This is a genomic window from Aquirufa sp. OSTEICH-129A (genome assembly GCF_054558355.1).
In genome coordinates this window covers 140,395-164,175 of the sequence record NZ_JBPXKC010000006.1, presented here as the reverse complement: position 1 = coordinate 164,175, position 23,781 = coordinate 140,395, and the positions used below count along the sequence as shown (strand labels likewise).

General features: G+C 39.9%; 18 protein-coding genes, 1 tRNA gene and 2 rRNA genes. 19 read left to right on the top strand and 2 right to left on the bottom strand.

The features are described 5' to 3' along the window. Positions 1 to 50: 50 nt before the first annotated feature. The 10 genes from SKC36_RS11760 to SKC36_RS11715 all read left to right on the top strand — a co-directional run bounded on the left by SKC36_RS11760 (position 51) and on the right by SKC36_RS11715 (position 11,278). A tRNA-Ala gene (locus tag SKC36_RS11760) sits at positions 51 to 127 on the top strand. Between the two features lie 172 nt (positions 128 to 299). Then, positions 300 to 3,130: ribosomal RNA gene (locus tag SKC36_RS11755) — 23S ribosomal RNA — on the top strand. 66 nt (positions 3,131 to 3,196) lie between these two features. Continuing rightward, positions 3,197 to 3,308, top strand: a 5S ribosomal RNA gene (rrf, locus tag SKC36_RS11750). Positions 3,309 to 4,288: 980 nt separating this feature from the next. Next, a complete protein-coding gene (locus SKC36_RS11745) occupies positions 4,289 to 5,584 on the top strand; it encodes a DNA recombination protein RmuC (protein ID WP_459466007.1) in 1,296 nt (431 codons plus the stop codon). Between the two features lie 528 nt (positions 5,585 to 6,112). Beyond that, on the top strand, positions 6,113 to 6,613 hold the full coding sequence (locus SKC36_RS11740; RefSeq protein WP_459466006.1) for a TIR domain-containing protein: 501 nt from the start codon (positions 6,113 to 6,115) through the stop codon (positions 6,611 to 6,613). A 143-nt stretch (positions 6,614 to 6,756) separates the two neighbouring features. Then, the gene (locus tag SKC36_RS11735) at positions 6,757 to 7,578 is read left to right on the top strand and encodes a macro domain-containing protein (protein WP_459466005.1); all 822 of its coding nucleotides are present in this window, start codon (positions 6,757 to 6,759) and stop codon (positions 7,576 to 7,578) included. A gap of 204 nt (positions 7,579 to 7,782) precedes the next feature. Beyond that, positions 7,783 to 9,228: an SIR2 family protein gene (locus SKC36_RS11730; protein WP_459466004.1), complete on the top strand. Its 1,446-nt coding sequence runs from the start codon at positions 7,783 to 7,785 to the stop codon at positions 9,226 to 9,228. A 4-nt stretch (positions 9,229 to 9,232) separates the two neighbouring features. Continuing rightward, a complete protein-coding gene (locus SKC36_RS11725; RefSeq protein WP_459466003.1) occupies positions 9,233 to 9,733 on the top strand; it encodes a TIR domain-containing protein in 501 nt (166 codons plus the stop codon). A 151-nt stretch (positions 9,734 to 9,884) separates the two neighbouring features. Then, a complete protein-coding gene (locus tag SKC36_RS11720; protein ID WP_459466002.1) occupies positions 9,885 to 10,913 on the top strand; it encodes an HNH endonuclease family protein in 1,029 nt (342 codons plus the stop codon). Next, positions 10,913 to 11,278, top strand: a complete 366-nt coding sequence (locus tag SKC36_RS11715; RefSeq protein WP_459466001.1) for an HIT family protein — start codon at positions 10,913 to 10,915, stop codon at positions 11,276 to 11,278. The genes SKC36_RS11720 and SKC36_RS11715 overlap by 1 nt, the downstream gene beginning before the upstream one ends. A gap of 41 nt (positions 11,279 to 11,319) precedes the next feature. Here SKC36_RS11715 and SKC36_RS11710 read toward each other — a convergent pair whose 3' ends face one another. Beyond that, positions 11,320 to 11,529, bottom strand: a complete 210-nt coding sequence (locus SKC36_RS11710; protein WP_109322565.1) for a zinc ribbon domain-containing protein YjdM — start codon at positions 11,527 to 11,529, stop codon at positions 11,320 to 11,322. Positions 11,530 to 11,541: 12 nt separating this feature from the next. Next, on the bottom strand, positions 11,542 to 13,395 hold the full coding sequence (locus SKC36_RS11705) for a YgiQ family radical SAM protein (RefSeq protein WP_459466000.1): 1,854 nt from the start codon (positions 13,393 to 13,395) through the stop codon (positions 11,542 to 11,544). Between the two features lie 1,273 nt (positions 13,396 to 14,668). Between SKC36_RS11705 and SKC36_RS11700 the strand changes: the two genes are divergently transcribed. The 9 genes from SKC36_RS11700 (at position 14,669) to SKC36_RS11660 (ending at position 23,781) form a co-directional block, all read left to right on the top strand. Next, the gene (locus SKC36_RS11700) at positions 14,669 to 15,658 is read left to right on the top strand and encodes a glycosyltransferase family 2 protein (protein ID WP_459465999.1); all 990 of its coding nucleotides are present in this window, start codon (positions 14,669 to 14,671) and stop codon (positions 15,656 to 15,658) included. 100 nt (positions 15,659 to 15,758) lie between these two features. Continuing rightward, entirely contained in the window at positions 15,759 to 16,619 is an 861-nt protein-coding gene (locus tag SKC36_RS11695; protein WP_459465998.1) for an EboA domain-containing protein, read from the top strand. A gap of 64 nt (positions 16,620 to 16,683) precedes the next feature. After that, on the top strand, positions 16,684 to 17,637 hold the full coding sequence (locus SKC36_RS11690; protein WP_459454767.1) for a TatD family hydrolase: 954 nt from the start codon (positions 16,684 to 16,686) through the stop codon (positions 17,635 to 17,637). Beyond that, positions 17,637 to 18,518, top strand: coding sequence for a UbiA-like protein EboC (gene eboC, locus SKC36_RS11685; RefSeq protein WP_459465997.1), 882 nt, complete (start codon positions 17,637 to 17,639; stop codon positions 18,516 to 18,518). Before SKC36_RS11690 ends, eboC begins: the two co-directional genes overlap by 1 nt. Before the next feature lie 9 nt (positions 18,519 to 18,527). Further along, complete coding sequence (locus tag SKC36_RS11680) at positions 18,528 to 19,673, top strand: 3-dehydroquinate synthase (RefSeq protein WP_459465996.1); 1,146 nt, start codon at positions 18,528 to 18,530, stop codon at positions 19,671 to 19,673. Between the two features lie 4 nt (positions 19,674 to 19,677). After that, complete coding sequence (gene eboE / locus SKC36_RS11675; RefSeq protein WP_459465995.1) at positions 19,678 to 20,880, top strand: metabolite traffic protein EboE; 1,203 nt, start codon at positions 19,678 to 19,680, stop codon at positions 20,878 to 20,880. A gap of 4 nt (positions 20,881 to 20,884) precedes the next feature. Then, positions 20,885 to 22,252, top strand: a complete 1,368-nt coding sequence (locus tag SKC36_RS11670; RefSeq protein WP_459465994.1) for an alkaline phosphatase family protein — start codon at positions 20,885 to 20,887, stop codon at positions 22,250 to 22,252. Positions 22,253 to 22,401: 149 nt separating this feature from the next. Further along, positions 22,402 to 22,668, top strand: coding sequence for a hypothetical protein (locus SKC36_RS11665; protein WP_459465993.1), 267 nt, complete (start codon positions 22,402 to 22,404; stop codon positions 22,666 to 22,668). An 18-nt stretch (positions 22,669 to 22,686) separates the two neighbouring features. Then, a complete protein-coding gene (locus tag SKC36_RS11660; RefSeq protein WP_459465992.1) occupies positions 22,687 to 23,781 on the top strand; it encodes a Gfo/Idh/MocA family protein in 1,095 nt (364 codons plus the stop codon).

The following is a 23,781-nucleotide window of genomic DNA, read 5'->3' as shown; positions in this document are numbered from 1 at the left end:
CTAACGAGTCTAATGAATGAAGAGATTAACATTAAAACCCAATTAAAATTGGGGGATTAGCTCAGCTGGCTAGAGCACCTGCCTTGCACGCAGGGGGTCAACGGTTCGAATCCGTTATTCTCCACCAATTAATTATCCTCCCTCCTACTTCAACGGAAGTAGAACATAAGGGAAACGATGTAGACCAAATGAATTTATTCATGGAAGTTTACACAAGGTTCTTTGACATATTGTGAGAATAAAGTAAAGAGTAAGAGCAAAAATAGATAGCGATTGCCTTCGGGCATGAAGATATTAGAGAGTAAGTGAAATAAGGGCGTATGGGGGATGCCTAGGCTCTTGGAGGCGACGAAGGACGTGTTAAGCTGCGATAAGCTTCGGGGAGGTGCACAAGACCATTAATCCGAAGATTTCCGAATGGGGCAACCCACTAGATTGAAGATCTAGTATTCTATTTAAATAGAAGGCAAACCTGCTGAACTGAAACATCTAAGTAAGCAGAGGAAGAGAAAACAAAAGTGATTCCGTAAGTAGTGGCGAGCGAACGCGGATTAGCCCAAACCAGTGTTGTTGCGGCAAGACTGGGGTTGTAGGACTTCGATATCGATGATATAAATGAACGAGAACTGTCTGGGAAGGCGGGCCGTAGAAGGTGAGAGCCCTGTATTGGTAAGTTTATGTTATTGTAGGAGTATCCTGAGTAGGGGGGGACTGGAGAAATCCCCTTTGAATCTGCCGGCACCATCCGGTAAGGCTAAATACTACCAAGAGACCGATAGTGAACGAGTACTGTGAAGGAAAGGTGAAAAGTACCCTGAGTAAGGGGGTGAAAAGACCCTGAAACCATACGCTTACAAGCGGTCGGAGCCCTTTCGTGGGGTGACGGCGTGCCTTTTGCATAATGAGCCTACGAGTTACTTTCACTGGCGAGGTTAATCACATAGATGTGAGCAGCCGGAGCGAAAGCGAGTCTGAATAGGGCGCTTAGTCAGTGGGAGTAGACGCGAAACTTTGTGATCTACCCATGAGCAGGTTGAAGCTCCGGTAAAACGGAGTGGAGGACCGAACCAGTTTACGTTGAAAAGTATTTGGATGACTTGTGGGTAGGGGTGAAAGGCCAATCAAACTGAGAAATAGCTCGTACTCCCCGAAATGTTTTTAGGAACAGCCTCGGGGTCAAGTTTTAAGCAGGTAAAGCTACCGATAGGACTAGGGGGAGTCAAATCCTACCAAATCCTGACGAACTCTGAATGGCTTAAAATATACCCGGGAGTGAGGGTTGGGGTGCTAAGGTCCCAATCCGAGAGGGAAAGAACCCAGACCAACAGCTAAGGTCCCAAAATCTTTACTAAGTTGAACTAAGGAAGTCTGATTGCAGTGACAGCCAGGATGTTAGCTTGGAAGCAGCTATTCATTTAAAGAGTGCGTAACAGCTCACTGGTCGAGCGAGGCGGGCATCGATAATAAACGGGCATCAAGTAAAGTACCGAAGCTTTGGATTATATTTATATACTGGTAGGGGAGCATTCTGATTGCGGCGAAGGTTGAGCGACAAGCTTGGCTGGAGCGATCAGAAAAGCAAATGTAGGCATGAGTAACGATAATGAGGGCGAGAAACCCTCACGCCGAAAGACTAAGGTTTCCTCAGCTATGCTAATCAACTGAGGGTTAGTCGGGGGCTAAGGGTCTAGCGAGAGCGACAACCTAATGCACAACAGGTTAATATTCCTGTACTTACTTATTGGGCAAATAGATGACGGAGAGAATGGGTTACCAGATACTGACGGAATAGTGTCTTTGAGAGGCGGCAGCAATGCCAAAACGAGTGTAGCGAGTGATCTTCCAAGAAAAGTCTAGGCGTGTATAACTAATAAGTAACCCGTACCGTAAACCGACACAGGTGGTCGAGAAGAATATTCTAAGGCGCTCGAGTGAATCACGGCTAAGGAACTCGGCAAATTAACCCTGTAACTTCGGGATAAAGGGAGCCTCGAGTAATCGAGGCCGCAGAGAAATGGCCCAGGCGACTGTTTAACAAAAACACATGGCTTTGCAAAATCGAAAGATGACGTATAAGGCCTGACACCTGCCCGGTGCTGGAAGGTTAAGGGGGGATGTTAGCTGCAAGGCGAAGCATTGAACTGAAGCCCCAGTAAACGGCGGCCGTAACTATAACGGTCCTAAGGTAGCGAAATTCCTTGTCGGGTAAGTTCCGACCTGCACGAATGGTGTAACGATCTGGGCACTGTCTCAGCCGTGAGCTCGGTGAAATTGTAGTAACGGTGAAGATGCCGTTTACCCGCAACGGGACGGAAAGACCCCATGAACCTTTACTATAGCTTAGCATTGAGTTTTGGTACTGGATGTGTAGGATAGGTGGGAGGCTGTGAGCCGGTGTCGCTAGGCATCGGGGAGCCAACGTTGAAATACCACCCTTCTTGTACTGGAATTCTAATCCCTGAATGGGAGACATTGCTTGGTGGGTAGTTTGACTGGGGTGGTCGCCTCCAAAAGAGTAACGGAGGCTTTCAAAGGTTCCCTCAGCACGCTTGGTAACCGTGCGTAGAGTGCAATAGCAAAAGGGAGCTTGACTGTGAGACCGACAAGTCGATCAGGTACGAAAGTAGGATATAGTGATCCGGTGGTTTAGTATGGAACAGCCATCGCTCAAAGGATAAAAGGTACTCTGGGGATAACAGGCTGATCTCCCCCAAGAGCTCACATCGACGGGGAGGTTTGGCACCTCGATGTCGGCTCGTCACATCCTGGGGCTGGAGAAGGTCCCAAGGGTTCGGCTGTTCGCCGATTAAAGTGGCACGCGAGCTGGGTTCAGAACGTCGTGAGACAGTTCGGTCCCTATCTGTTGTGGGCGTAGGAATATTGACAGGTTCTGACTTTAGTACGAGAGGACCGAGTTGGACTGACCGCTGGTATATCAGTTGTTCTGCCAAGGGCATAGCTGAGTAGCCACGTCGGGACCAGATAAGCGCTGAAAGCATCTAAGTGCGAAACTGACCTGAAGATGAGTATTCCATGAAGGGTCCGTGTAGACGACACGGTCGATAGGCTACAGATGTAAAGGCAGTAATGTCAAAGTCGAGTAGTACTAATTACCCGAAAGCTTACTTTTATAAAAAAATGCAACGACTGTTTATTTTATCTCACAATATGGAAAAAGGCTAAGCCTTGCAAGATTTATGGAGCCGATAGGACGGGTGTTCACCTCTTCCCATCTCGAACAGAGAAGTTAAGCCCCGCACCGCTGATGATACTGGGATCAAACCCGGGAAAGTAAGTAAGCTCCAAGTTATTATTATCAAGCCCGCTAGGTTCTAGTGGGCTTTTTTTATGCCAGATAGGAATGGAGAAAAATAGTGATTAGTGCTTAGGGATTAGTGTTTAGATGTTGTGCTGTTCGATAGGTTCCGCAGGGGTCAGAACGAACAGCTCATTCAATTTAAATTGCAATGCTTGGCTTCGAGAACCTCATCCAACTCATACAACTGGTGTAAATTGAAGTTTTGTGTCTTATCACAGAAATTAACAGTTGACTGAGGCTCTCGAAGCCAATATCATATGTTGTTCTACGAAGGGTTATTTTGAACATTCAGTCTAAATCATTAAAAATACTTTCTGAATGACCTTTACTTAGTTTATGATTCTTTTGGTATTTCTTTTTTTTCGAAAAAAAAGAAACAAAAAAACGGTTATTGTCGTCCAGCAAAGGCGAATTCTGCTCCGCAGAACCGGGATTCACTTCGCTATCGCCTATACTTTTGACGCCGACGCGGCATGGCCCTTGCGCATTGTCAAAACCTCGTCTACCGCTGCGTTCATTCCCTTTCGCTGGAGCTGAACGACGAGAGCTGCCATTTATTTGAAATTACTTGGATAAATAGAACATATTAATTATCAGATTCTTAGCACTAACTACTAAACACTAATCCCTTTATTTTAAGTTGAACGGTTAATCCCAACGAAAGATGGGAACGAAGCATGAGCGAAGCGGCAGGCGCATTTTTGACCCTTGCGAAGGCTTAGCCAAGCGTCAAAAATTAAAGCCGTATGCGGAGTGAGCATCGGTTCCGCAAAGCGGAATTCGTCTTAGGATTAACCGTATTTTAAACTAAGTTTTTTTGTTTCTTTTTTTCTCCAAAAAAAGAAATACCTTGACATTAGATATAAAGAAGCGTTTAATTTAAACCTTCAAAATCAGTATCCATATAAAATAGATCTGAATTGTCCACCTAATAACTAAACACTTATAACTAACAACTATCTTTGCCCCATGACTATCCTCTACATCTTTCTCGGCATATTGGCAGGAGCAGGTATCACCTACCTCCTACTGCAAGGTAAAATTACGCTTTTGGCCAGCCAATTGGCCCAATTCGCTCAAGATCAAATCAAATGGCAAAGCAATGAAACCGAAGCCAAAAAGAAAATCCAAGAACTAGAACAAGAAAACCGAAGCCTTTTTGGACAAGTCTCTTTATTGGAAGGACAAACCAAAAGCATGAAAGAGACGCTTGATAGCCAGAAAGCAGACGAGGAAAAGATGCGGAAAATGCTGGTAGATATCAGCAATGAATCTGTGCTGAGACAAGGAAAAGTCTTAAGCGAGCAGCAACAAGTGAAATTGAATGATGTCTTGAATCCGCTCAAAGAGAAATTGAAGGAGTTTGAAGAGAAGGTCAACCTTGGCCAAAAGAGCAGTATTGAGCAAAATAGCGCCTTGATGGAGCAAATCAAAAACCTGACCAGCCTCAACCAAACCGTGACCCAAAAAACGGAGGATTTGACCAATGCGCTGAAAGGATCTAACAAGACCCAGGGCAACTGGGGTGAAATGATATTGGAACGGGTTTTGGAAAGCTCTGGCTTGAAAAAAGGCTCTGAATATGAAACGCAATTTGTCACCCGCAACCAAGTCAATGAAAGCATCAAACCCGACGCGGTGATTTTCCTGCCCGACAATAAAAACCTGATCATTGATAGCAAAGTATCCCTGGTGGCCTATGAACGCTACACCAGCGCCGAGGAAGGCAGTGTAGAGAAGGATATTGCCCTAAAGGCCCACATTGAATCCCTGAAAAACCACATCAAGGAATTATCTGCCAAGGATTACCATACGGGTCTGAACTTGAACAGCCCGGATTTTGTGCTCTTATTTATCCCAATTGAATCTGGTTTTGTGGCCACCATTTCTCAAGACACGACATTATTTAATTTTGCCTGGGAAAGAAAAATTGTATTGGTCTCCCCTTCTACCCTTTTGGCCACGTTACGGACCATTGCTTCTGTTTGGAAAACAGAATACCAAACCAGAAATGCGATTGAAATAGCCCGACAAGCGGGAGATCTATACGATAAGTTTGTCAGCTTTACCCAAGACATGGAAGATGTAGGCAAGCACATCAAAAAGGCGGAAGATGCCCACGCCAATGCCGTCAATAAACTAAGTACAGGAAAAGGCAACTTGGTAACTAGAGCCCAAAACCTAAAGAAATTAGGGGTAAAATCTACCAAGAAACTAAACCAAGAACTTATACAAGACGAGGAGGAAGAGGAGGAAGAAGAATAATCTATCTCAAGCTAAGTTAATACCCATTAGCCCTACCCTATTCATTACTTATTCTCCACCTTTAAATGGAGTAAAATTCTCATGTCCAAAGATTTCTTGAAAACTTCGTGTAAAGTGAAATGCATTTACGTATATACTAAGAACGTTTTAGGCCTCCATTAGAGTATTCCCGAAATACTTTGATTTAATTACTCAATTGATGTATTTAACAATATGTTCTGAAATTGTAATAATAGTTTTTGGTGAAGAATTTAAATTTTTGCTTACAAGAATGATTGACCAGAAAATAAATAGGATACAAAAAGAGTAGGGATTATTTCTATATTGAGAATGATTTTTAATTAATTACTGAATCATGTTATTGTGTGCTTAATATTCAACAATATATATATTAAGTGATATTATTAATTTTCTGCTTTTAAAGACTCAAAAGTTTCAAATCTAAAATTTGTGATGAATTTAAGAATTCTTCCAATTTTCTTTTATACCATAGTTATGATCAAATTTGAAAGATAACACTAATAGATAATGGCATATAAAAACAATGTGTATGTATCCATGGATGCAGATAGTGATTTAAGATACTATAATCTAATGAAAGCATGGAAACAAAGTGACCATAGTTCATTTTACTTCATTGATGCACATGATATAAATGAAATATATGACAAAAGTGAAGAATCCATAAAATCAGGCTTACAGAAAAGATTTAGAAACTCGAAGGTTTTCATCTTACTAGTGGGTGATTCAACAATGTATTTATATAAATATGTACGTTGGGAAATTGAACAAGCAATCAAGAGAGAATTACCTATAATAGTTGTTAATCTAAATGGAACTAGAACGAGAGATGATGTTAAATGCCCTCCAATAATAAAAAATGAGTTGGCTCTGCACATTAGTTTCAATTCCAAAATTTTAGAATATGCCCTTAAAAACTGGCCAAGTCTGCATGAATCCAAAGTAAAAGAAAAAGATAAATCATCTTATCATTATAAACAAGAAACTTATACTAAACTTGGAATATGAACAGGATTAGGCAAATTATATATTGTTTTCCATTTTACTTTACTTTACCATATTGGAAAAAAAATTACAAAAGCATTATAACTACATTTTTTGCAATGTTTGGTTTATGTTGGACATTTGTTGAAGCAGCGAATCATTTCAAAATGAAAATAGCTATTCCCGACACTACACCCTTTTCTTTCTCTATTTTACTTACTTCAGCACTTATATTGTCAATCATAATAAAATTCCCAATGCTTTTTTACGAAGTAGAAATTGCAGATACCGACATCAAACTTCAATTGATAGTTGGTAACTATTTGAAACATTCAGGGGACAAAGTAATTGCTACAAATTCAACGTTTGACACAACTCATAAAGGCAACTTCATTTCTCCCAAAAGTGTGCAAGGACAGTTTTATAAAGAATATTATGACAATATTGCTCATTTGGATAATGACCTGGAAATTGCATTGTCAAGCGAGAATCCTTTGAAAATATTATCAAGAACTAAAAGTAAGAACAAGCAATATAATATAGGCACAGTCGCGAAACTTACTCATAAACAAACTAAGCCTTTTTGGAAAATATGGGGAGATGATACTGAATTTAGAACCTATTGGATTGCAATGGCTGATGTCAACGAATTTGGAAAACCATCTTCCAATTTCGAGAATTTACAAACATCATTAGTTGAATTATGGCAGTTCATTTCAACCAAAGGTCATTTGGAAAATTTAGCAATACCTATATTAGGAAGTGGTAGGACGGGGTTAGTTGAAAAGCGAGAAAGAGTATTACAAGAGATTGTATTTTCATTTGTTGCTTTTGCAACCGAAAAAAAATTAACTGAAAAGTTAACAATAGTTATACATCCAGCCGACCTATTGAAATATAACTTGAATTTTTACGAACTATGCGATTTCATAAAATTTAATTGTAAATACAAATCCTCGAAAAACTTTGGAAAAAGTGTTGCGATATAAAAATTATTAGAACCTATCTCCATATGCAAAAAATTGGCGATTCTTTATCTAAATCAAGCTCTGTATTTAAATAAAAGTTCACAATTGGCTAATAAGAAGTTCTTCATAATACTCTTTTTCCAAAATCCAAAAACATTAGTTAGTAGGACATAAGTGAATCTGGAAATTAGAATGCATGAATAAATAACATAAATAAGCTAGCGCATGAGTTTCAATGATGAAATAAATATATTTATTAATGACTTCGTCAAAGATTTAAATGAAGGTACAGCTTCAATTTTTGCAGGGGCAGGCCTTAGTGTACCTGCAGGCTATGTTAATTGGACAGACTTAATGGCTGATATTGCTACTGATCTTAGATTAGATATAAATAAAGAAAAAGACCTAGTTTCTTTGGCTCAATTTCATGTTAATGAGAATCTAACTCGATCAAAAATTAACCAAAAGATTTTAGAGGAGTTCACGGAGGACACTCAAGAAACTGAAAATCATAAAATAATTGCAAGACTACCACTTTCAACTATTTGGACAACAAATTACGACCAATTTTTAGAAACAGCATTTCAAAAAGAGAATAAAGTTTATGATGCTAAATACACAATAAATCAACTTTTAACAACAAGGCCAAAGAGAGATATTGTAATTTTCAAAATGCATGGGGATGTAAATAATCCTAATGAAGCAATAATTACAAAAGAGCAATATGAACAATATCATTCTACTCACGAACCATTTATAACTGCCTTAGCTGGCGAACTTACATCAAAGACATTTTTATTTATTGGATTCAGTTTTTCAGACCCAAATCTTGATTATGTTTTGAGTAGATTAAACTTTAGATTTAGTAAACGACTTCGACAACATTATTGCTTTGTAAAACGACATCAACTTGGAGATTCTCAAAATCCCGACCAAGCAACTTTGGACTATAATAATCGAAAACAAGAATTGACAATAAATGATTTGAAAAGATATGGAATAAAATCGTTATCAATAAATGATTATTCAGAAATAACTTCAATCCTAAAAGAAATTGAAAACCGGTACAAAAAAAAAACAATCTTCATTTCAGGTAGTGCTGAATCATACGAACCTTTTGAAAAAAACGATGCAATTGGATTTGTCCATAATTTAGCAAAAATTATTATTGAAAATGATTTTCGAATTGTTAATGGTTTTGGTTGGGGAATTGGCAGCTCTGTTATAAATGGAGCACTAGAATCAATTTACAACAATCCAATTAAATACTCTGAAAATCAACTTATTCTTAAACCATTTCCTCAGTTTGAAACAGGAGATAAGAAATTACCGGAATTATGGGAAGAGTATCGTCAAAAAATGATATCACACTGTGGAATTTCATTTTTTGTATTCGGCAATAAAAGTGGAACTGAATCTGATATTGTTGATGCAAATGGAGTAATTAGAGAATTTGAAATATCAAGAGAAAATGGCAACATATGTATTCCTATTGGAATAACACAATATGCAACATTGAAAATTTATCTAATTATAAAAAGTAATCCTAGCCAATATTATGAAAATCCAGAGCTATTTATGCCAATTTTAGAAAAATTGGCAGATTCAAAAACCACTTTACAAATGGCTTTAAATGAAATCGAGAATCTTTTAAAAAAACTAAAAAAATAATTCCATGGCAAAAAGACAAGTATTTTTCAGTTTTGAATATAACAAAGACAATTGGCGCGCAGGTCAAGTTCGAAACATGGGTGAAGTTGATAATTCATCTACTTTTAGTGACAATGACTGGGAAGAAGTAAAGTCAAAAACTGATTCAAAAATTAAAGAATGGATTGATGAACAAATGGCAAAACGATCTTGCTTAGTTGTATTAGTTGGTTCCACAACTTCTGGTCGTAAATGGATTAATTATGAAATTCAAAAAGCATATGAACTGAGAAAAGGAATTGTTGGAATATATATTCATGGTTTAAAAGATAGCAATGGAAATCAAACACAAAAAGGTAATAATCCATTTTTCAATATATTAATTGGGAAAGAAAACAAGAGACTCTCAAACTATGTAACTTGTTTTGATAGCAATTATATAAGTAGCACTTACGTCTACGATGATATAAAAAAAAATATTGAGAAATTAATTGAAAATGCAATAAATGCTGTTGGCACATATTAACTAAAATTACGATCTTCAGCATGTGTTTCGCCCAATAATGAGTGAAGGGGTTAATCGACATTTTACCCTCGTATCAAGTCTTGTTTTAATTTAGTTTCTCTATATATTTTTCATTAGATTTTACACATTACGAAAGCCCAAATATTTTTAAATGACCACCCAATTCCAAATTAATGACCCCTCCTTAGAATCCCAATGGAGAGCCATTATTCTATTTGGAAAAAACTCATCTACTTACAAATTCGCATTTGCAAAATCATTGATTGGATTAATCGAAAAAGAAAAAACCAGTCTAAGCTTGGAGGAATTATCCTTACCATTTGCCAACTCTATTATTGAGCATCTAAGGAAAAATGATAAACAAGGGAGTGCCAGTTCAAGTAAGTTTTTGGAAGCTTGCAGAGGTTTTATTCAAGAGAAAATTTCCCAAGATGAACTTTATCATACCACGGAGAAATATGGCTTTGTAAACGTAGTTGACGCATTCCAAAATGTTAATGGAGGAGTTATTCCTAATTTATTTTATGAGAAAAACTTTGCCAATGGCAAGAAAGAAATCGTGTTAACCGACAACCTGTTAAAAATTAAAGAATTATTTCAATTCCAAAACTTCGAACAAGAAGTAGAGGCTCGTTGGAATTTGGTGGAAACGGCTTGGAATTTGCAAATCAATCCCAATTTATTGGAGGTTAGTTATGATGAGGATAAGTCGTTATTTTTCATTGAAAATAACTCCATGAGGCGAATTGATATTTCCTCCGTTCGAGATTCTTTGAATGGGTATCAAAAAGGAAAGTGCTTTTATTCCTACCAAGATATTTCCATCCATAAATTTGCCCCAGACATCTGTGAAGTGGACCATTTTTTACCTCACGTAAATAAATTAGCCCATGCAAAAACAGGTGCCAATATTAATGGAGTTTGGAATTTAGTCTTGGCAGATAGTAAAATCAATTTGCACAAAAAGGCTAAAATTCCTGAAAAAAGATTTCTTCAGCGGTTGTTCAACAGAAACGAGTTTTACATCGAAAGTAAACACCCTTTGGCAGAAACTATTATAAACCAGACAGGTTCAACCAAGGAAAGCAGGAGAAGATTTTTAGAATTTCAATATAACCTAGCCCTGACCAATTCTATTCAAATTTGGAAACCTGAAATAGAATTAAAAGGAACATTTTGATGAAAGATTTCAGCAATATTCAGCCAGACCGGATTATTTACAAAAACAACTCTTTTTTTGTCATTGAGGATGCGTTCCCCGTTTCTCCAGGTCATCTATTGATTATTAGTAATCAAATCAGAAAAGATTATTTTGAACTTACTGAAAGTGAAAAAACTGAATTATCGTCAACCATTAAAAAGGCAAAGGAATTAATTGAGATAAAGCATCAGCCGGATGGCTACAATATCGGAATGAATTGTGGAGAATCTGCTGGACAGACTGTTTTCCATTTTCATTGTCATGTCATTCCTAGATACAAAGGAGACATGGAAAACCCTAGAGGTGGGATAAGACACTGTATCAATGGGAAAGGATATTACTAAAAATCAAAGTTTACATCCCTCCCATTATTCATTTTGAAAAACTACGCCTTCTTCAAAAACTCCGTCTTAAGCACCATCATCGTTTTTTCAACCTTGCCTTCTACTTCGCCTTCGAAATCGGTTAAGCGGATATTGCGCACCATGGTGCCTCTTTTGATTACGCCTGAGGATCCACGTACTTTTAAGTCTTTAATGACGGTCACTGAATCTCCATCGTTCAATAAATTACCGTTGCTGTCTTTAACTTCCATTGATATAATTGATTAGTATTTTTGGTTTCTATTTCTAAAACCCAACAAGCGCTGGGCTAGGTCGGGCCGCTGTAATTTGGTCAATCGGTTCCTAATCCAATCCTTGAATTCGGCTTTGTACCAAAAGAAATACTTGTTCTGGTTTTGCTTCTCTTCCTTGGTTTTGGCCGTGTAAATCGGCTGCAAGGTATAAGGATGCACACCTGTGTAATAAATCACTTCGGCTACCGTCATGGGTGTCGGGGTGAAATCCTGTACCTGCTCCAACTGGAAGCCTAAATCCTTGGTCTCCGCCGCTAAATTGGCCATATCCACTTCCTCACATCCTGGGTGGGAAGAAATAAAATAAGGAATCAAGGGCTGCTTCAAACCATGCTTTGCCGAAATGGCATCGTACTTCTCTTTGAACTTTCTGAAATACTTGAACGATGGCTTACGCATCACACGCAATGTCGCATCAGAAGTATGCTCAGGTGCCACCTTCAATCTGCCGGAAACATGGCGCGTAATCAATTGCTCCATGTATTCATCGTGGTTCATGTCGGAATTGTTCTTGTTGAAATCATCCACCAACAAATCGTACCTAACTCCTGAACCTACAAAGGCTTTTTTGATACCCGGATGGGCGTCTACTTTCTTGTAAATCTCTGTTAAAGGTTTGTGGGATGTATCCAAATTGGAACAAATCACGGGGTGAATGCAGCTAGGACTGGAGCAACGCGCACAAATGGACTCGTCCTTACCTTTCATGCGGTACATGTTGGCCGAAGGACCGCCCAAATCGGAAATATATCCTTTGAAATCCGGGGATTTCGTGATTTGATCCACCTCTTTCATGATGGACTTCTCACTTCGCGAAGCAATGAATTTGCCCTGATGTGCCGAAATGGTACAAAAACTACATCCTCCAAAACAACCTCGATGCATGTTTACCGAGAATTTAATCATCTCAAAAGCGGGAATAGGTCCTCTTTTGCGGTATTTGGGATGTGGTAAACGGGTATAAGGTAAATCAAAAGAGCGATCCATCTCCACCTCATCCATGGTTTTGAAGGGCGGGTTGATAACCAAGATTTGATCGGCTACTTGCTGGGTAATGCGGTTGGCCTGCCATTTATTGGACTCCACCTCCACAATCTTGAAATTGGCGGCATACTTGATTTTGTCGGCCAAACAATCCTCATGGCTACTCAGTTCCACCGTTTCCCAAGACTCCACCACGGGTAAAGCTTGTTCTTTAGGCTGCAAAAAGGCCACTTGGTTAATATTTGTCAAATCCTTCAATGGAATCCCGCTTTTCACGCCCCGAATAATCTCCCGCAAAGGCTGCTCCCCCATGCCATAAACCAGCATGTCGGCCTGGGAATCCACCAAAATGGAAGGAAATAATTTATCTGCCCAATAGTCGTAATGCGTCACACGACGCAAGGAAGCTTCAATCCCACCGATGAGCACGGGAACATCGGGATAAATCTCTTTTAAAATTTTGGAATAAACCGTGGTAGCATAATCGGGTCTAAAACCGGCTTCACCACCCGGGGTATAGGAATCGTTGGAACGCAAACGACGGTTAGCCGTGTAGTGATTCACCATGGAATCCATACAGCCGGCGGTCACGCCAAAAAAGTATTTGGGTTTACCTAATTTCTTGAAATCGCGTAAATCATCTTGCCAGTTGGGTTGGGCTACGATACCCACCTTAAGGCCTTCACTTTCCATGATACGACCAATCACTGCGGTACCAAAAGAGGGATGGTCGACATAGGCGTCGCCGGATATTAAAATAACATCTAGCTCGTCCCAGCCTCGTTTTTCTACTTCCTTTTTTGTTAAGGGTAACCAGTCGGTGATCGGTCTTTCTTCCATACTACAAAAATAGCCTAAAATTGGGGGAAATGAAATGGGATAGGAATGTAGAATGAAGAATGTAGAATGTAGAATGAAGAATGGAGGGAATAGTTGTTAGGGATTAGGGTTTAGGGATTAGGGATTAGGGTTTAGGGTTTAGGGTTTAGAGGTTAGGGATTAGTTGTGCGCTGTTCGAAATGTTCCGATGTGTCAATTCAAATAGTAATCGTTGGCTTCGAGAACCTCAGCCAACTTATCCACTTGTTTTAATATGAGTACTTGTGTCTTAGCCCAGAAATTAACAGTTGGCTGAGGCTCTCGAAGCCAATTGCAAATTTACAAAATGCTATTTAACAGCTAAACACTAATCCCTTAACACTAATCCCTATTTTTATTCATTCAAAGGTTAATCCCAACGAAAGATGGGAACGAAGCATGAGCGAAGCGGCAGGCGCATTTTTGACTCTTGCGTAGGACATGGCTAAGCGTCAAAAATTAAAGCCGTATGCGGAGTGAGCATCGGTTCCGCTTAGCGGAATTCGTCTTAGGATTAACCGCTTTGTTTCAAGTTTTTTTGTTTCTTTTTTTATCCAAAAAAAGAAATACCTAGAAATTCAATGATTAGTTATTAGTGTTTAGTGATTAATGATCGTGCTTTTTATCAGACACCTTTAGAACATATCGAATAATTTTATTAAAACCATAAAAATGGTATGGAATTACAAATTCCAATGATCTATTATTCGACGTTGTTAGGGATTATGGATTAGAGGTTAGGGATTAGTTGTGCGTTGTTCGAAATGTTCCGATGTGTCAATTCAAATAGTAATCGTTGGCTTCGAGAACCTCCGCCAACTTATCCACTTGTTTTGATATGAGTACTTGTGTCTTAGCCCAGAAATTAACAGTTGGCTGAGGTTCTCGAAGCCAATTGCTAATTTACAAAATTTTATTTAACAGCTAAACACTAATCCCTTAACACTAATCCCTATTTTTATCCAAAAAAAGAAATGCCTTGAGAATAGCTACAAATTATAATTTTATTAAAACCATAAAAATGGTATGGAATTATAAATTCCAATGATCTATCATTCGACATGACCCTGCGGAACATGTCGAACAGCGCGTTCATCCTTCATTCTACATCCTTCATTCTACATTCTTCATTCTACATTCTTCATTCTACATTCTTCATTCTACATTCTTCATTCTACATTCTCCATTCTACATTCTTCATTCTACATTCCTATCCCATTTCATTTCCCCACATTTTAGGTTATTTTTGTGACTTATGCAGCTTTCCATCATTTTTGTTAATTACCAAAGCGAAGAACTATTACTGAATTGCTTTCAGAGCATTTACCAGTATACTACAGGCGTCGACTTTGAGTGCATTGTGGTGGACAACAAGTATCAAGCTGGAGCCAATGAGGCTATTCTAGAGGCTTTTCCTCAGACAAAATGGATTGATTTAGGCTATAATGCCGGTTTTTCCAAAGCCAACAATGCGGGTCTAGCTGTGGCCCAGGGAACTCATGTATTGTTCATGAATGCGGATACCTTGGTGAGCGATAATGCCATTGGTAAGGCTTATGAATACCTAACTCAAAAGCCAGAAATTGCTGCCGTGGGTGCCATTCAAGTAGATGCAAAAGGTGAACCTATCCCCTATTATCGGACGCTGAACGACATCAGGATTGATTTGTATATTTTACCCAATATTCCTGCTTGGAAACGATTCGTGTATGATTGTTTCCCAAAATACGTACCTGAGCAAAGCTATGAAACCAATAATTTGGTCGGTTTTTTCTTGATGACAAGTAAGACCGTTATCCAACAAGTGGGGGCCTGGGACGAAGATTTTTTCATGTATGCCGAGGATGCCGAATGGAGTACTCGTTTGATTAAAGCTGGTAAATTGGCCTATTTTGAAAACATACGCGTGATACATTTATTGGGTGATAATCCATTTCGCAGGGCTAAGACCTCTTGGGTCAATCGTTTTTCCGTGCAAATCCAAGTATCGAATTTGCTTTGGATACGAAAAAGTTATGGGGTGGCTGCCTATTTAATTATTCTTTTGAATTATGCCTTATTGGTACCTTTATTTTGGACTTGGAAAATCATGTTAAACCTGCTCAAAATGAGGTCTTTGACCCACAATACCGAAAATCAGTTATTATTTACGCAGAAAACGAGGATGCTCTTTCGTTATTTTTGGCAAACAATTTTTCTGCAGAAGAAATCCTACCAGATTAAAGCCGAAGAAAATATACAATAATTGCCATGGCTGATAAATATCATATATAAATCATGTCATCAATCTAAAGATTATGTAGTAAATTCGTTTTTAGCCTAAAATCATAAAAAAATAGCATATTTTGAATATCTCCGAGTCCCTATTTCAAGCATTAAGTACCCAATGCCAACCCAAGGAATTGGATTGGTTGAGGGAAAAATCAGCGAAAGACGCCAATTCTTTATCGCTCAGCTTTGTCATGGTTCCTCGTTTCATTGAAAAACAAGAACTAGAAAAAGAAGTGCTGAGTCAAGCCACCACCATCCTACCGGCGTGGAATTGGAACGGTTGGACCTTGGATCGGTTGGCAAGGGTCTATTTATTAAGCCTATGTCAAGAGCGAGATTTGAGTCAAGAAGCATACATCAAGAAAATTAACCTATTGTTTGACACTGCCGAAATGAATGAATCGGTGGCCTTGTACTCCGCCATTCCGATTTTATCATATCCGGAAGCTTGGATGAACCGCGCCACAGATGCTGTAAGGTCCAATGTAGGTTTGATCTTTGATGCCATTGCCTTCGGAAATCCTTATCCAAAGCAGTATTTCTCAGAATTAGCTTGGAACCAATTGGTTTTAAAGTGCATATTCAACGATAAACCCATCCATCAAATAGAAGGTTTGGAAGAAAGAAATAACGAAGCCTTAGTCGCTACGTTGGTGGATTTTGCCCATGAACGCTGGGCCGCTAACCGTCGTGTTCCTTCCCAAGTATGGCGCTTATTGGTTCCTTATTTGACCCAGGGCATGTTGGTGGACATTGAGAAATTAATACATTCCGACCAAGCATCCGATCGATTAGCGGCGGCTTTAGTCTTGTCACAAGCTAAATTGCCTGAAGCGAAAACTTTGGCAGAAAAATACAAAAACGAGCTACCCGCAGTTCCAGGCGAATCATGGGGTGCTTTAGAGAAACCAGAACCCATTTACCAACCAGCCTAAGATTATGTGTAAAAATCCACACCAATCGAACCCATCTCACTTTCAAGGATCTGCAGAGGAAGCTATGACTGCCAGTACCGTGGAAGAAACATTTGAGCAATACATCAAAGGCATGAAGTTTTTTGACCCGCATGTGCACATGACGGCCAGAACAACGGATGACTATCAAGCCTTAGCAGATGCAGGCGTGGTAGCCATCATAGAACCTGCATTTTGGTTGGGACAACCTAGAACGGGTTTATCTTCGTTCAAGGATTACTTTGCTACCTTGGTCGGTTGGGAGCGTTTCCGTTCTTCTCAGTTTGGCATCAAACATTATTGCACCATTGGATTAAACTCCCGGGAGGCAAATAATGAGGCATTGGCTGAGGAAGTGATGGAGATTTTACCGCTATTCTTACAAAAAGAAGGAGTGGTAGGAGTTGGAGAAATTGGTTTTGACGATCAGACAGCTTTAGAAGAAAAATATTACCGTGCCCAATTGGAATTGGCAAAAGAAATGAACTTACCTGTGCAGGTACATACTCCTCACCGCGACAAGAAAAAAGGGACGGAGAGAAGTATGGCCATTGCTTTGGAACATGGCTTAGACCCCAAGATGGTGATCATTGACCATAATAATGAAGAAACGGTTAAATCGGTATTAGACCAAGGATTTTATGCGGCCTTCACCATTTATCCTTTTACCAAAATGGGCAATGAGCGGATGGTGGAAATCGTCAAACAATACGGTCCATCCATGATCATGATTAATTCCGCGGCCGACTGGGGTATTTCCGATCCATTGGCGATACCGAAAACGGCAGCATTGATGAAAATGAAAGGTATTGCGGATGAAGATATTCGATTAGTGACCTACCAAAATGCCTTGGATGCCTTCGCTCAAAGTGGACAAATCAAAGAGTCGGACTTTATCCATGGTATGGAAATCGACCAATCTTTGAAATTCAATGGCAATACGGTATTACGGGGTGGCCAGGCTCCTAGAGTCAACAAAAACTCCTTGATCATACGCTAATGAGCCAAATACGGGCCTTTTTGGAATTAACTCGACCAGCCAATGTCATCACCGCCTTGACTGATATCTTGGCAGGTATGGCCATTGTGGGTTTTCTATTCGTCTGGAAAGATTATTCCATACAGCCTGTAATATTTTTGGGACTTTCCACCATGTGTTTGTATGCCGGTGGAGTAGTGTTTAATGATGTATTTGACCGTGAATTAGATAGCTTGGAGCGACCAGAAAGAGCCTTACCCAGCGGACGCATTTCATTAACTGCGGCAGTAACGGGTGGCCTTTTGCTTTTGGTTTTAGGGATATTTCTGGCATACCAACAAAGCTTACTAAGCGCTTACATAGCCATTATTATCTCGCTATTGGCCCTGTTTTATGATTGGAAAGGTAAACACATGACCTATTTCGGCCCTATCAACATGGGACTTTGTCGGGCATTCAACCTACTCCTAGGCATGTCAGTCTATGAATTAGGCGTCATTGAACAAGGACAATGGATGATTTTGCCATTGATTTACATTGCAGCCATCACCATGGTAAGCCGAGGTGAAGTACATGGAAGTACCCCATGGCCTATCGCTGCTGCAGCCCTATTTTTTTTAACCATTCATGCCGCACAATTATCTTTAGCGATAAAATCTGAACAATGGATCGCCATTCCGTTCATTTTCTTGCATATCACGCTTATCTTTAAACCTTTAATAAAGGCGTATCAAAACCCCATAGGTCCCAACATAGGTAAAACAGTGAAAGCAGGCGTCTTATCACTCATTGTGATGAATGCCGCTTGGGTGAGTCTGAGTGGACAGTGGGTGATCGCTTTGGCAGTTTTAGCCCTTCTTCCCATTTCAATGCGAGTAGGGAAATTCTTTGCCGTTACGTAATTTTATAGCATGCAGTCATTAGAACAATATTTTCAGGTACCCTTCCGCTATCAGGTCATTTTCTCCAAAGGCTTATTTCAGCTAGAGAATCCGGTATTCAAGGATTTTATCCAGCATTTTGGATTAGCTGATTTCAGAAAAAGAATTGTATTTGTCATTGACAAGGGTGTGGCCGATGCGCATCCCAATTTAACCCATGAAATCGTTCAGTACTTTGAGCATTATCCTGTGGCTGATTTAGCCCCTGAAATCCTCATTTTACCGGGTGGCGAAGTGTGTAAGAATGACCCACGCTTTTATGAAGAAGTGGTCAGAGCCATCGATGAACATCGGATTGACCGGCACTCTTTTGTGGCATGTATTGGAGGAGGAGCCTTTTTAGATATGAGTGGATATGCGGCAGCAATCTCGCACCGAGGAGTAAAATTCATTCGTATACCGAGTACGGTTTTATCTCAAAACGATTCGGGTGTAGGCGTGAAAAATGGGGTGAATTACATGGGTAAGAAAAATTTCTTGGGCACCTTTGCACCACCCGTAGCCGTATTTAATGACGTAAATTTATTGGCAACCTTAAACGACCGTGATTGGCGATCGGGTATAGCCGAAGCCATTAAAGTGGCTTTAATCAAGGATTTGGTTTTTTTCCAATGGTTGGAAGAAAATGCAGCCGCCATGAATGAGCGCAATGAGGCCGTTATGATAGAGCAAATCTACCGTTGTGCCGAATTACACATGCAACATATTTCCAGCGGAGACCCTTTTGAATTAGGTTCTGCTAGACCCTTGGATTTTGGCCATTGGGCAGCTCATAAGTTGGAATATTTAAGCAATTTTGAGATACGTCATGGAGAAGCGGTGGCTATTGGTATTGCTTTAGATACGGCCTATTCCCATGAAATTGGTTATTTGACGGCTGAGGAAAGAGATCGCGTGATAGCAGTCATCAAGACCCTAGGATTTGAAATTTATCACCCGGCATTGGCCGAAAACGATAAAGCTAATTTATTCAAAGGCTTGCAAGAGTTCCAAGAACATTTGGGAGGACAGCTATGCATCACCTTATTGGAAAAATTAGGAAAAGGAAAAGAAGTGCATGAAATGAATTTTGATTTGATTAAAAAATCGGTTGATTTCTTAGCTCAGATAGGGTAAACATATGAAAACAGCTCAAGGACTTTTAAGCTATTGTTCCAACATTCACCCCGGTGAAATTTGGTCAGAACATTTTGCCAATCTTCAAAAAAACATCCCGTCCATCAAAGCAGCAGTAAGCCCAGATGCCCCCATGGGATTAGGTTTACGCATTGCCGATTTGGCTTCTAAGGATTTGCAAGATGAACAAGCTTGGAAGGCTTTGACAGATTGGTTGAAAGCAGAGGATTTATATGTATTTACCTTAAATGGCTTTCCCTTTGGTGGTTTTCATGGAGTGGTAGTCAAAGATGATGTGCATACGCCCGACTGGACCACTCAAGAGCGTTACGATTATACGCTACGTTTGGCGCATATTTTAGCCAAATTATTGCCAGAAGGTCAAGACACTGGTGGAATATCCACCTCTCCACTCTCCTACCGTTTTTGGTGGAAAAGCCCGGAGGCATTGCAAGAAGCCACAGAAAAAGGCACTTTGGCATTGGTCGATTTAGTAGATCAATTGGCTCAGATTGAACAAAATACTGGAAAAAGCATACACATTGATATAGAACCAGAGCCCGACGGGATTTTAGAAAATCAGCGGGAATTCGTGGATTGGTTTGGCGATTGCCTTTTGCCTTTAGGAATTCCTCATTTAGTACAAAAAGGATATACTGCTGAAAAAGCAGAAGCCTTGATTCGTCGACATATTCAAATCTGCTTCGATATTTGTCATTTTGGCGTAAGCTATGACCATCCGGCTACCTGCATAGCAGAATTAAAAGCAAAAGGCATACAAGTGGGTAAAATCCAAGTGAGTTCTGCCTTGCGTTTAGATTTTAGCCAACAGGCGGAAGAAAAGCTAGCTTTATTGAGAAAATACCAAGAGCCCGTTTATTTACATCAGGTAAAAGCCAAAAAAGCGGATGGAAGCTTTATTCAATATCCAGATTTGGACCAAGCATTTGCTGCCTATGAAGCAGGTAAATTTTTAGAATGGCGCATCCACTACCATGTACCCTTATTTTTAGAGAGTTATGGCTTGCTGGGTTCCACCCAAAAAGAAATTAGAGAAACCCTAGCCATACAAAAGCAAGAGGCTTTTACGGCTCAAATGGAAATAGAAACTTATACGTGGGGAGTTTTACCCGAAGAACATCAAATTCCCATTCATGAATCCATCATTCGTGAAATTCAGTGGGTACAAGAACAATTAAAAGCTTAATATTATGCAAAAGACGGTCGTGATTGATGTCGTTGGTTTGAGTCAAAGCGTGCTCTGCGAACATACACCGTTTTTAAACCAGTTCATTGCTGCCAGGCAATTAAGCCACATTAAACCCGTATTGCCGGCTGTCACCACCACCTCACAAAGTTGTTATGTGACGGGAAAATATCCCAATGAAAATGGCATTGTAGGAAATGGCTGGTATGATCGGGAGGATGCCGAAGTGAAATTTTGGAAACAATCCAACCATTTGGTTCAAGGAGAGAAAATTTGGGATGCCGCCAAAAAGGAGAACCCGAATTTTACCTGTGCCAAAATGTTTTGGTGGTACAACATGTATTCATCTGCTGATTATTCAGTAACGCCTCGCCCACAATACCATGCTGATGGTGTGAAGGCACCCGATTGCTACGCTTATCCGGCTTCTTTGCGCGATGAATTACAAGCTGAATTAGGCACATTCCCATTATTCAATTTCTGGGGCCCAAATGCCAATATTAAGTCGACCCGTTGGATAGCGGATGCTTCCATTTGGGTAGATAAAAAATACAATCCCACCTTACATCTCATTTATTTACCTCATTTGGATTATTGCTTGCAAAAATTTGGACCTGACATTCCTAAAATTGCTAAGGAACTAAAGGAAATAGATGAAGTAGTCAAAGACCTAGTGACGCATTTTGAAAGTACTGGGGCTAAGGTGATCCTTTTATCAGAATATGGTATCAATGAAGTGAACCAACCGATTTACATCAACCGCATTTTGAGAGAAAAAGGGATGATTAGTATCCGAGTGGAAAAGGGATTGGAACTTTTGGATGCAGGAGCAAGTGCGGCATTTGCCACGGCAGATCACCAAATAGCCCATGTTTATATAAAAGATCCTAGTAAGTTAGCAGCATTAAAAGCTGATTTAGAGAAAGTACCAGGTATAGCTAAGGTGTTGAACCGCGAAGAACAAAAAGCTTACCACATAGATCATGCCCGTAGTGGGGAACTGGTGTTAATCGCTGAGCCGCAAGCTTGGTTTGCTTATTATTTTTGGATGGATGATGCCAAAGCCCCGGATTATGCCCGCTTGGTAGACATTCACCGAAAGCCTGGGTATGACCCAGTGGAGATGTTCATGGATCCCAAAAACCCCTTCATTAAACTAAGGGCAGCCTATAAATTGGCTAGAAAGCTCAGCGGTTTTCGCTATTTGATGGATGTAATTCCTTTGGATGCAACACTCATCAAAGGTTCTCATGGGGGTATTTTTTGCGAGCCGGAATATTATCCTGTCTACATTTCGGATCAAAAAGAGCTCCCTAGTCAAGTGGAGGCCCCTGAAGTATATGATTTAATTTGGAAAAGTATTTTTGAATAAAAATTTTATTAGAAAATTTAGCACTATATTTAGCCATTAAATCAATAAAATACTTTACCATGAAAAAATTTATTGCCCTTTGCGCCATGATGGCGATGTTCCTTGGCCTGAGTAACACAGCTAATGCACAAGACTTTGATCCCTAAGCGATGGTTCAACGACAGCTAGACCGTATTTCTACGGAACTAAGCCTGAATAAAGATCAGGTTAAGAAATTAGAGCCGATTATTTCTGCTCGTATGCAAAAAATGATGGAATTCCGTCAGGCAGGCATGGAGCGTGAGCAAATGATGGCAGAAATGAAGAAAATCAATGATGGCCAATTGGAGTCATTGAAAGCCATTTTAACACCAGAGCAATTGGAAAAATACATCACGATGCAGAGTCAAATGCGTCAAGGTGGTCCTAGAAACTAATTCAAGGCTACATTTGCCATGAAAGCAACAATTCTTTATCTCATAGGGCTGATCTTCATCAGCCCTATGTTATTAGTAGGAAATCCCATTCGAGTGGGCATAGCTGGTATGACCCATGATCATGTGGGACAGGCATTGGAAGCCGCTCAAAAAAATGCGGATGTTGTCATTGTGGGTTTCGCAGAAAAAAACAAAGCACTTGCCCTTCGTTTACTCAAACAATATCAATTACCCACTTCACTTTGGTTTCCAGATTTGGAAACATTGATTGCCCAAACTAAACCCGAAGCCGTATGTGCCTTTAATAGCATTTATGAGCATCTGGAGGTGGTACAAACCTGTGCACCGAAAGGCATACATGTGATGGTTGAAAAGCCCTTGGCGGTGAATATGGAGCACCTTAGTCAAATGAAGGCTATCGTCAAAAAACATCCCATTGCTTTACTAACCAATTTTGAAACGACCTGGTATCCCTCTCATGCCAAAATGTGGGATATGCTGAAAGTCGAGAAGTCTTTAGGTGATTTACGCAAGGTAGTCATCATGGATGGACACAATGGACCGGTGGAGATTGGTTGTTCCCAGGAATTCCTTACCTGGCTCACTGACCCCATCATGAATGGCGGTGGAGCCTTGATTGATTTTGGATGCTATGGCGCTAACATCATGACTTGGTTGATGGAAGGTCAAAAGCCCATATCCGTTACGGCAATAAGCCAACATTTGAAACCGAATATCTACCCCAAGGTAGATGATGAAACCACCATTATTTTAAATTATCCCCATTGTCAGGCCATCATCCAAGCATCTTGGAATTGGCCATTTGACAGAAAAGATACCGAATTATATGCCAGTAAAGGCATATTGGTAGCTAATAAAAACAAACAAATGCGCTATATTTCGGATGGTAGATTTGGAAAAGAAAGCTTGATTAATTTATCGCCCTTGGCTCCAGAAAGAGCCAATGTATTTGCCTATTTGGCGGCGGTAGTTCAAGGTAAAATAGATCCACAAAAAGATTTATCTTCTCTGGCCATTAATGAAATAGTCGTTGAAATCTTATCCGCTGCCACAGAATCAGCTAAAACACACAAAACCATTTTTTTAAACTAA

Bases quoted from the DNA above. Each gene is read 5' to 3' on its own strand.
- SKC36_RS11665 (WP_459465993.1), top strand. From the start codon at position 22,402: ATGGTTCAACGACAGCTAGACCGTATTTCTACGGAACTAAGCCTGAAT.
- SKC36_RS11735 (WP_459466005.1), top strand. From the start codon at position 6,757: ATGAAAATAGCTATTCCCGACACTACACCCTTTTCTTTCTCTATTTTA.
- SKC36_RS11680 (WP_459465996.1), top strand. From the start codon at position 18,528: ATGCAGTCATTAGAACAATATTTTCAGGTACCCTTCCGCTATCAGGTC.
- SKC36_RS11720 (WP_459466002.1), top strand. From the start codon at position 9,885: ATGACCACCCAATTCCAAATTAATGACCCCTCCTTAGAATCCCAATGG.
- SKC36_RS11730 (WP_459466004.1), top strand. From the start codon at position 7,783: ATGAGTTTCAATGATGAAATAAATATATTTATTAATGACTTCGTCAAA.
- SKC36_RS11725 (WP_459466003.1), top strand. From the start codon at position 9,233: ATGGCAAAAAGACAAGTATTTTTCAGTTTTGAATATAACAAAGACAAT.
- SKC36_RS11715 (WP_459466001.1), top strand. From the start codon at position 10,913: ATGAAAGATTTCAGCAATATTCAGCCAGACCGGATTATTTACAAAAAC.
- eboE (WP_459465995.1), top strand. From the start codon at position 19,678: ATGAAAACAGCTCAAGGACTTTTAAGCTATTGTTCCAACATTCACCCC.
- SKC36_RS11690 (WP_459454767.1), top strand. From the start codon at position 16,684: ATGACTGCCAGTACCGTGGAAGAAACATTTGAGCAATACATCAAAGGC.
- eboC (WP_459465997.1), top strand. From the start codon at position 17,637: ATGAGCCAAATACGGGCCTTTTTGGAATTAACTCGACCAGCCAATGTC.
- SKC36_RS11745 (WP_459466007.1), top strand. From the start codon at position 4,289: ATGACTATCCTCTACATCTTTCTCGGCATATTGGCAGGAGCAGGTATC.
- SKC36_RS11705 (WP_459466000.1), bottom strand. From the start codon at position 13,395: ATGGAAGAAAGACCGATCACCGACTGGTTACCCTTAACAAAAAAGGAA.
- SKC36_RS11740 (WP_459466006.1), top strand. From the start codon at position 6,113: ATGGCATATAAAAACAATGTGTATGTATCCATGGATGCAGATAGTGAT.
- SKC36_RS11660 (WP_459465992.1), top strand. From the start codon at position 22,687: ATGAAAGCAACAATTCTTTATCTCATAGGGCTGATCTTCATCAGCCCT.
- SKC36_RS11700 (WP_459465999.1), top strand. From the start codon at position 14,669: ATGCAGCTTTCCATCATTTTTGTTAATTACCAAAGCGAAGAACTATTA.
- SKC36_RS11710 (WP_109322565.1), bottom strand. From the start codon at position 11,529: ATGGAAGTTAAAGACAGCAACGGTAATTTATTGAACGATGGAGATTCA.
- SKC36_RS11670 (WP_459465994.1), top strand. From the start codon at position 20,885: ATGCAAAAGACGGTCGTGATTGATGTCGTTGGTTTGAGTCAAAGCGTG.